The sequence below is a fragment of the Streptomyces sp. NPDC059668 genome (assembly GCF_042734135.1).
GTDB lineage: Bacteria > Actinomycetota > Actinomycetes > Streptomycetales > Streptomycetaceae > Streptomyces.
The window spans coordinates 108,375-117,909 of the sequence record NZ_JBHWEL010000014.1 but is presented as its reverse complement, the minus strand read 5'-3'; the positions used below and the strand labels follow the sequence as shown (position 1 = coordinate 117,909).

Below are 9,535 nucleotides of genomic sequence, written 5' to 3'. Positions count from 1 at the left end.
CCCCGATTGGCGTAGCCGCCCCGCACCGGGGGCGCCGCGCCGCGCGCCGCCCCCCCCCCGGGGCGGGGGGCCCCGCCCCGGGGGCGGCCCGGCCCCCCCCCCCCCCCCACGACCGCGACCAGGCCCCCTGCCCCGTGCGGACGCCACTGTCCCGTCCGTGCCATGACGTGAGTTCCCCTCCTCGACTCGGCGCGCGCGGACCGGGCCGACCGGTGCGGACCACGGTCCGCCGCACGCCACCTGGCAGCCTCTCGTGCGGTGTGAAGCGCCACAAGGCCGCCCATGAGTGCGGAATCGGCCATATCAGTCGTGGGGTAAAGGTGGAGATTGCGGAGAGTTCACGCCGAATTCACTGTGATGTCCGGGGCCTTGTCAAGGGGACGCCCGGGCCCGGACACCCCCGCCCCGGCACGCCGTAGTTCCCCCGTGCGCCGTAGTTGCGGAGGCACTCTCGCCGCTAACGTCGTGGATGACGAAGGGCGCACAAGGACGTGCGTCCCTCAGCCGCGTACGTCCTGCCGTTTACGTCCTTCGTGAAGGTGGAACTCGTGAAGGCAATCCGCAGATTCACCGTCCGGCCCGTACTGCCCGAAGCCCTCCACCCGCTCAGCGACCTGGCGCGCAATCTGCGCTGGTCCTGGCATGCCGAGACCCGCGACCTCTTCCAGTCCGTCGACCCCGAGCACTGGTCCGCGTCGGACGGCGACCCCGTACGGCTGCTGGGCGGCGTGCCGCCCCGGCGCCTGGCGGAACTCGCCGAGGACCGCCGCTTCCTGCGCCGGCTCGCCGCGGTCGCCGACGACCTGCGCGACTACCTGACCGGCGAACGCTGGTACCAGACCCAGTCGTCCGAACTCCCCGCCGCCATCGCCTACTTCTCACCCGAGTTCGGCATCACGGCGGCGCTCCCGCAGTACTCCGGGGGCCTCGGCATCCTCGCCGGCGACCATCTGAAGGCCGCCAGCGACCTCGGCGTACCCCTGATCGGGGTCGGCCTGCTCTACCGGCACGGCTACTTCCGGCAGACCCTGTCCCGGGACGGCTGGCAGCAGGAGCACTATCCGCTCCTGGACCCGAACGAACTCCCGCTGGTGCCGCTGCGCGAGATCGACGGCACCCCCGCCCAGGTGGCCCTGGCCCTCCCCGGCGGACGGGCGCTGCGGGCGCGGATCTGGCTGGCCCAGGTCGGCCGGGTGCCCCTGCTCATGCTCGACTCCGACGTGGAGGAGAACGACCTCGGCGAGCGCGGGGTCACCGACCGGCTCTACGGCGGCGGCAGCGAACACCGGCTGCTCCAGGAGATGCTGCTCGGCATAGGCGGGGTGCGCGCGGTACGGACGTACTGTCGCCTCACCGGCCACGCGCAGCCCGAGGTGTTCCACACCAACGAGGGCCACGCGGGCTTCCTCGGACTGGAACGGATCGCCGAACTCGCCGAGACGGGGCTCGACTTCGAGGCCTCGCTGGAGGCGGTGCGGGCCGGAACGGTCTTCACCACCCACACCCCCGTCCCGGCCGGGATCGACCGCTTCGACCGTGAACTGGTGGCCCACCACTTCGGCCCCGACGCCGAACTCCCGGCCATCGACGTCGAACGGATCCTCGGCCTCGGCATGGAGACCTATCCGGGTGGCGAGCCGAACCTCTTCAACATGGCGGTGATGGGTCTCAGGCTGGGACAGCGCGCGAACGGCGTCTCCCTGCTGCACGGCCACGTCAGCCGGGAGATGTTCTCCGGGCTGTGGCCGGGATTCGACGCGGACGAGGTCCCGATCACCTCGGTGACCAACGGCGTCCACGCCCCGACCTGGGTGGCGCCGGAGGTCTTCCGGCTCGGCGCCCGCCAGATCGGCGCGCAGCGCACCGAGGACGCCCTCACGGTCGGCGGCTCCGACCGCTGGGACGCGGTGGCGGACATCGCCGACCAGGAGATCTGGGATCTGCGCCGGGTGCTGCGGGAACAGCTGGTGGTGGAGGTGCGCGAGCGGCTGTACGCCTCCTGGCGCCAGCGCGGTGCCGGCACGGCCGAACTGGGCTGGATCGACGGGGTGCTCGACCCCGACGTCCTGACCATCGGCTTCGCGCGCCGCGTCCCCTCGTACAAACGGCTGACGCTGATGCTGCGGGACCGGGACCGGCTGATGGACCTGCTGCTGCACGGTGAGCGGCCGGTCCAGATCGTGGTGGCGGGCAAGGCGCACCCCGCGGACGACGGTGGCAAGCGCCTGGTCCAGGAACTGGTCCGGTTCGCGGACGACCCGCGGGTACGCCACCGCATCGTGTTCCTGCCGGACTACGGCATGGCGATGGCGCAGAAGCTCTACCCGGGCTGCGACATCTGGCTCAACAACCCGCTGCGCCCGCTGGAGGCGTGCGGGACGAGCGGGATGAAGGCGGCGCTCAACGGCTGCCTCAACCTCTCGGTGCTGGACGGCTGGTGGGACGAGTGGTTCCGGCCGGACTTCGGCTGGGCGATCCCGACCGCGGACGGCACGGCGACCGATGACGACCGGCGCGACGACCTGGAGGCGGCCGCGCTGTACGACCTGCTGGAGCAGCGCGTCGCCCCCCGCTTCTACGAGCGGGGCCAGGGCGGTCTGCCGGACCGCTGGATCGAGATGGTCCGCCAGACGCTGACCCACCTCGGTCCGAAGGTCCTGGCCGGACGGATGGTGCGCGAGTACGTGGAGCGCCTGTACACCCCCGCGGCCCGTTCGCACCGCGCGCTCTCGCCGGACGCGGCCCGTGAGCTGGCGTCCTGGAAGTCCCGTGTCCGGGCGGCCTGGCCCCGGGTCGCGGTCGACCACGTGGAGGCCTCCGCCGCCACGACCACGGCCGAACTCGGAACCACCCTCACCCTGCGCGTCCGGGTCGCGCTGGCCGATCTCGCCCCCGACGACGTCGAGGTGCAGGCGGTCTCCGGGCGCGTCGACTCGGGGGACCGCATCGCCGACGCGACCTGCGTCCCGCTGAAACCGGCGGGCGGCCCCGACCCGGAGGGACGGTGGGTGTACGAGGGCCCGCTCTCGCTCGACCGCACGGGACCCTTCGGCTACACGGTCCGCATCCTGCCCACGCACCGGCTGCTCGCGTCGAGCGCCGAGGTGGGGGTCGTCGCGGTGCCCGCGGAGGGAGTGGGGGAGGCGGCCGGGGTCCTGATGCGCTGAGTCCTGGCGCACCGGGGCCCGGCGGCCCGCGCCGGCGTCAGACCGGGTCGAGCCCCGCGCACAGGCGGCGCAGGGCCAGACCGCAGCGGCGCGCGTACGCGTGCTGGAGGCCGCGGGCCGCCGGCCCGGCCGCGCGGGTGTACCACTTGGCCGCGCGGCTGAAGGCGGTCACGGTCAGCCAGACCGTGCCGTCGCCGGTGCGGTCGACCACGAAGGCCTCCTCACCGGACTCGGGGTGGCCCGGCAGCGTGCCGTACGCCCAGCCGGCGCGGCGGTACTCCTCGACCGTCCAGACCACCCGGCAGGGTGCCTTGATCGGGCCGACGCCGACGGTGACGTCGGTGCCGGGGGCCGCCCTGTCGGCGGTGGCGGACACGGTCGCGCCCATCGCGCGGTGCATCGCCCAGGTCATGACGGCTTCGGAGGCGGCGCGGAAGACCTCTTCGCCCTCGCCGATACGGGTGCGGAGGTGGAGGGGTCTGAACCCCGGCGGGCAGCGGCCGTCGCGCGTCGCGCCCACGTCCTCGTAGGTGAAGGGAGTGTCCGGGGAGACCATGGGGACAGCGTAGGGCGGTACCCGGAGCCGCCTGCTCCCCGGGTACCGCCCAAGCGCCTAGCGGATCACTAGTTCACGTTGACCGCGGCCCACGCCGCCGCCACCGTCGTGTACTCCGTGGAGCCGGAACCGTACAGCGCGGACGCCGCGGAGAGCGTCGCCGTGCGGGCGGCCTTGTAGTTCGTCGTCGACGTCATGTACGTCGTCAGCGCCTTGTACCAGATCTGCAGGGCCTTGGCGCGGCCGATGCCGGTGACCGTGGAGCCGTTGGACGTCGGCGAGTTGTAGGAGACGCCGTTGATGGTCTTCGCGCCGCTGCCCTCCGCGAGGAGGTAGAAGAAGTGGTTGGCGACGCCGGACGAGTAGTGCACGTCCTTGTTGCCGACCGTGGAGGACCAGCTGTCCGCCGAGCCGCCGTCCTTGCTGGGCTTGTCCATGTAGCGCAGCGGGGTGCCGTCGCCGTTGATGTTGATCTTCTCGCCGATGAGGTAGTCACCGGGGTCGGAGGAGTTCGCCGCGTAGAACTCGACGCCGGTTCCGAAGATGTCGGAGGTGGCCTCGTTCAGGCCGCCGGACTCGCCGGAGTAGTTGAGGCCCGCGGTGTTGGAGGTGACACCGTGGCTCATCTCGTGGCCGGCCACGTCCAGCGAGGTCAGCGGGTGGGTGTTCCCGGAGCCGTCGCCGTACGTCATGCAGAAGCAGCTGTCGTCCCAGAACGCGTTGACGTACGAACTGCCGTAGTGGACCCGGGAGTAGGCACCCACGCCGTTGTTCTTGATGCCGCTGCGGTTGAAGGTGTTCTTGTAGAAGTCCCAGGTCTCCTGGGCCCCGTAGGCGGCGTCCGCGGCGGCCGTCTGGTCGGTGGTGGAGCTGGAGGCGGTGCCGGTGCCCCACACGTCGTCGGCGTCGGTGAACAGCGTGCCGGTGCCCGACGTGCCGTGCTTGAGGTTGTAGGTCTTGTGGCCGCCGCGCGTGCCGTCCGTCAGGTTGTACGTCGTACCCGACTTGGTGGTGCTGAGCGTGACCGTGCCCGAGTAGAGGCTCTTGCCGGTACCGGTCTCGATGCCCTGGTACTCGTAGAGCTTCTTGCCGGTGGCCGCGTCGGTGATGACGTGCAGCTCGTTCGGGGTGCCGTCGTCCTGGAGACCGCCGACGACCGTCTCGAAGGCGAGGGTGGGCTTGCCGGTGGCGGCCCAGATCACCTTGCGGGGGGCACGGTCGGCCGTGGTCTGCGCGGAACCGGCCGACTTGGCGGCGGTCAGCGCCTGCTTCTCCGCCTTCGCGGTGGTGACCTGCGGCTTCAGCGAGGCGACCTTGATGGCCGTCTGCACGGCCTTGGTGACGCCCTCGGTCCGGCCGGCCTTGGACTCGTGGACGACCAGGTCGCCGCCGAGGACCGGGAGGCCGTTGTACGTGCGCTCGTAGCGGGTGTGCACCGTGCCGTCCACGTCCTTGACGACGTCTCTGACGACCAGCTTCTCCTTGGCGCCGAGGCCTATCCGCTGGGCGGTCTCGGTCGCGGCCGCGTCGGCCTGCTTGATCAGGCTGGTGCGCGCGGCGGTGGAGAGCTGCGCGGTGGCGCCGGGGAGCTTCGCGCCGCCGGCCGCGGCGAGAGGCTCGGACTGGGCGGAGGCACCGGTGGTCAGACCGGTGGTGAGCAGGGCTCCGGCGGCGACAGCGGTGGCGATGGCCAGAGTGGTGCGCTTGTGACGCGCGTAGAGGGGAGTCACGCAAGCTCCTTCTGTGGGGGCGTCCGGGCGCCGTGGGGTGGTCGTCCGGACGGTGTGAAGTTGCGGTGCGGGTGAGCCGTGCGGTGGAAGAGTGACATCCAGGGCGCGTACATGTCAGGAGTGCAAGCGCATGTTGGCCGAAAAGCGTCCGTTGGATGAAGATCGCTGTACGTAATACGGACCCGATCACGGGTAAAAGACAGGGAAACGCAAACTCCGGGCGACGCAAAGAGGGCGCCGCCCCGGGGAGTTGGACCACCGGGGCGGCGCCCTGTCATCGGCGCGCGTTCACCCGCGGTCTACGGGAAGGTCAGCTTCCAGCTGTTGATGTAGCCGGTGTCCTGTGCCGCCTGGTCCTGGACCTTCAACTTCCAGGTGCCGTTGGCGACTTCGGAGGAGGCGTTGACCGTGTACGTCTCCTGGACGTTGTCCGCGGAGTCCGACGAGCTGAAGTTCTTCAGCCGGTAGGTCGAGCCGTCCGGGGCCACCAGATCGATGACCAGGTCACCGCGCCAGGTGTGCACGATGTTCACGTCGACCAGCAGGTTCGACGGGGCGTTCCCGGTGCGGCCGGTGACGGCGACCGAGGAGGTGACCGCCGCTCCGTTGTCCGGAATTGATACGTCGGCCGTGTTCTCGAACGACGTACCGCCACCGCCACCGCCCGGGCGCGAGCCGACCTTCACGGCCGCCCAGGCGTTCTGGACCGCCGTGTACTCGGCGCTGGTGGTGCCGTACAGCTCACCCGCCGCCGCGAGCGTGCCGGTGCGGGCCGCCGCGTAGTTGGTGGTCGAGGTGAACTTGGTGGTGAGGGCCCGGTACCAGATCTGCAGGGCCTTGTCGCGGCCGATGCCGGTGACGGGGAGGCCGTCGCCGGTCGGCGAGTTGTAGCTGACGCCGTTGATGACCTTGGCGCCGCTGCCCTCGGACAGCAGGTAGAAGAAGTGGTTGGCGACGCCCGAGGAGTAGTGGACGTCCAGGCCGCCGACGCTGGAGGACCAGTTGTCCGCGGAGCCGCCGTCCTTGCTGGGCTTGTCCATGTAGCGCAGCGGCGTGCCGTCGCCGTTGATGTCGATCTTCTCGCCGATGAGGTAGTCACCGGGGTCGGAGGCGTTCGCCGCGTAGAACTCCACGCCGGTTCCGAAGATGTCGGAGGTCGCCTCGTTCAGACCGCCGGACTCACCGGTGTAGTTGAGGCCCGCGGTGTTGGAGGTGACACCGTGGCTCATCTCGTGGCCGGCCACGTCCAGCGCGGTCAGCGGGTCCGCGTTGCCGGAGCCGTCGCCGTACGTCATGCAGAAGCAGCTGTCGTCCCAGAACGCGTTGACGTACGCGTTGCCGTAGTGGACGCGGGAGTAGGCGCCCACCCCGTTGTTCTTGATGCCGCTGCGGTTGAACGTGTTCTTGTAGAAGTCCCAGGTCTCCGCGGCGCCGTAGTGCGCGTCGGCGCCGGCCGTCGCCGCGTTGGAGATGGTGCCGTTGCCCCAGGTGTCGCTGGTCTGCGAGAACAGCGTGCCGGTGCCGGACGTCCCCCGGTTGAGGTTGTACGTCTTGTGGCCGCCGCGGGCGCCGTCGGTCAGCGTGTAGTTGGAGCCCGACTGCGTCGTCGTCAGGGTCACCTGGCCGCTGTACTGCGTGTTGCCCACGCCGGTCTCGATGCCCTGGTACTCGTAGAGCTTCTTGCCGGTGGCCGCGTCGGTGATGACGTGCAGCTGGTTCGGCGTGCCGTCGTCCTGGAAGCCGCCGACGACCGTCTCGTAGGCCAGGGTGGGCCTGCCGTCCGCCGCCCAGATCACCTTGCGGGGCGCGCGGTCGGCGCCGGTCTTCTTCGACCCGTCGGCCTTGGCGGCGGTCAGGGCCTGCCGCTCCGCAGTGCCGGCCGCGACCGACGGCGTGAGCGAGGCGACCTTGATCGTGGCCCCGGTCGCCTTGATGACCCGTTCCGTGCGGCCGGACTTGGCGGTGTCGACGACCAGGTCGCCGCCGAGCACCGGGAGTCCCGCGTAGGTGCGCTCGTAGCGGGTGTGGACCGTGCCGTCCGCGTCCTTGATGACGTCACGGGCGACCAGTGACTCCTTGGCGCCGAGACCGAGGTCCTTGGCGGTGGCCGCCTTGGCGGTGTCGGCGTCGCGTATCAGCTCGGCGCGCTGCGAGGGGGTGAGCCTCAGGGCGACGGCGCCCGGGTCGACCTTGCCGGGGGTCGGCTTCTGGGGGGCGGCGCTCGCGGCGCCCGACTGGACCGCGGCGGCCAGCAGGGCGGAGACGCCGACGAGGGCGACGGCGGCGACACGGCGACGGGCGGTGTGGGAGGTGCGTCTGTGCGAGGACATGCTGCTCAACACTGACTCCTTCTGCGTGGCCACGGCTCGCGCGGCCAGTGGGGATCCGGGCGGTGGGTACCCGTCCGGGCAGAACAGGGCAGTACGCAGTACCAGTTGCACGAAGGTCTTCGGTCGCGGCACGGCGGAGGTGCTGTGAGGTTGCTGTGGAGCGACCGTGGGAAGAGTGGCAGGAGATCTCGTCTCCTGTCAGGAGCGCATCAAAAACTTGGCCGGAATTGTTTCGTTCTCCGGTTGGTCATGTTCGGTATACGAACCCGTTGGTCTCTGTGCACCCGGGCCGGGTGCGACCGCTCCGTCGCGGTGGTCGGCGTGATCGCGTACGACGCCGTGACGAACGTGACGAAGGGTCCCGTCCTGAGAGGGATTGGCTCGTTCGTGCGGTCATGTCCGTGAAGCCGTTGCCCGTGCGGTCGTGTCCGTGAAGCCGTTGCCCGTGCGGTCGTGTCCGTGAAGGCGTTGCCCGTGCGGCCGTGGTCGGCTTGGCAGGGGGGAGCGCCGGGGGCGGGCTCCCGGCGCGCGTCGTCCGCGCCGCGGTGGCGTCGTGGCCCCGTCACACCGTGACGACGACCTTCGCGCGGGCGTGTTCCGCCTCCACGTACCGGATGGCCTCGGGCACCTCGCCGAGCGATCCGTACGTCCGGTCGACGACCGGGGTGACCCTCCCGGACTCGACGAGCTCCCGCAGCACGGCCAGGTTCCCCCCGCTCGGTGCGGCGAAGAACGTGAGCAGCCGCTGACCGACGAAGGGGGACAGTGCCTGTCCCTTGAGGGTGAGACGCATCGGTCCGAGGAGACTGCCGCCCTCGGACACGCCGCCGCCCGACAGCAGGAGCGTTCCCGTGGGCGTGAGCGCGCGCCGCAGGTCCGTCAGCGAGCGGTTCGCCACGAGATCGAACACGACGTCGTGACGGATCCCCGCACGGGTGAAGTCGTCCCGGGTGTAGTCGACGACGTGGTCCGCGCCGAGCGAGCGGACCAGATCCACGTTCCGCGTGCTGCACACGGCGGTCACCTCCGCGCCGTACGCCTTGGCGATCTGCACGGCGAAGGTCCCGACCCCGCCCGACGCGCCGTTGACCAGGACCCGCTGCCCCGGCTTCACGCTCCCCAGGTCACGCAGGCCGATGAGCGCGGTGTTCCCCGCGAGCGGCAGCGCGGCGGCCTGCTCGAAGCTGAGCCCTTCCGGCTTCACGGCGACCATGTCCTGGGGGGCCGCCACGTACTGGGCGAACGCGCCGTCGGTCTCGCCGAACACCTCGTCCCCGGGGCGCAGCCGTTTCACCTCCGGGCCGACGGCCTCCACCCGTCCGGCGAAGTCCCGGCCGCGGACCGGTGTCCTCGGCCGGCGGACGCCGAACGACAGCCGCGCCAGATACGGATCGCCCCGCATGAGGTGCCAGTCGTACGCGTTGACGGACACCGCCCGCACCCGCACGAGAACCTCACCGGCGGCGGGCACCGGTTCGTCGAACTCCTTCAGCTCCAGCACGTCGGGAGAGCCGTACCGGTCCTGGGCGATCGCCTTCATCGGGCCTCCGTGACACACGGGAACGCGAGGGGTCGGTGCGAAGGGTCCATCGGGCGGCCGGGCGCCACCGCTCACGACGGTAGCCGAGCGGGCGGGGTACGGGAATCGGGCCGGGGGCCCGGGGGAGGGGTCCCGGGGCCCCCGGCCAGGCCGGGTCGGGTGCGCGGGGACCCGCACCCCGGGGTTTGTCGCCCGACCAAAGCCCCGCCGCC

General features: G+C 71.2%; 5 protein-coding genes. 1 reads left to right on the top strand and 4 read right to left on the bottom strand.

The genetic code is table 11. The features are described 5' to 3' along the window. Window positions 1-548: 548 nt before the first annotated feature. Window positions 549-3,167 (top strand): glycosyltransferase family 1 protein, encoded by a 2,619-nt coding sequence (locus ACFV2J_RS13800; RefSeq protein WP_385094699.1) that lies wholly within the window; start codon window positions 549-551, stop codon window positions 3,165-3,167. Window positions 3,168-3,204: 37 nt separating this feature from the next. Here ACFV2J_RS13800 and ACFV2J_RS13795 read toward each other — a convergent pair whose 3' ends face one another. The 4 genes from ACFV2J_RS13795 to ACFV2J_RS13780 all read right to left on the bottom strand — a co-directional run bounded on the left by ACFV2J_RS13795 (window position 3,205) and on the right by ACFV2J_RS13780 (window position 9,323). Next, entirely contained in the window at window positions 3,205-3,723 is a 519-nt protein-coding gene (locus ACFV2J_RS13795) for a DUF1990 family protein (protein ID WP_385094702.1), read from the bottom strand. A 68-nt stretch (window positions 3,724-3,791) separates the two neighbouring features. Then, a complete protein-coding gene (locus ACFV2J_RS13790) occupies window positions 3,792-5,453 on the bottom strand; it encodes a M4 family metallopeptidase (RefSeq protein WP_385094704.1) in 1,662 nt (553 codons plus the stop codon). Between the two features lie 299 nt (window positions 5,454-5,752). Continuing rightward, window positions 5,753-7,783 (bottom strand): M4 family metallopeptidase, encoded by a 2,031-nt coding sequence (locus ACFV2J_RS13785; protein WP_385438710.1) that lies wholly within the window; start codon window positions 7,781-7,783, stop codon window positions 5,753-5,755. 562 nt (window positions 7,784-8,345) lie between these two features. Then, window positions 8,346-9,323 (bottom strand): NAD(P)-dependent alcohol dehydrogenase, encoded by a 978-nt coding sequence (locus ACFV2J_RS13780; protein ID WP_385097737.1) that lies wholly within the window; start codon window positions 9,321-9,323, stop codon window positions 8,346-8,348. Between the last annotated feature and the right edge of the window lie 212 nt (window positions 9,324-9,535).

What these genes read in the sequence shown, in the direction of transcription:
- ACFV2J_RS13795 (WP_385094702.1), bottom strand. Translation starts at nt 3,723, where the DNA reads ATGGTCTCCCCGGACACTCCCTTCACCTACGAGGACGTGGGCGCGACG.
- ACFV2J_RS13785 (WP_385438710.1), bottom strand. Translation starts at nt 7,783, where the DNA reads ATGTCCTCGCACAGACGCACCTCCCACACCGCCCGTCGCCGTGTCGCC.
- ACFV2J_RS13780 (WP_385097737.1), bottom strand. Translation starts at nt 9,323, where the DNA reads ATGAAGGCGATCGCCCAGGACCGGTACGGCTCTCCCGACGTGCTGGAG.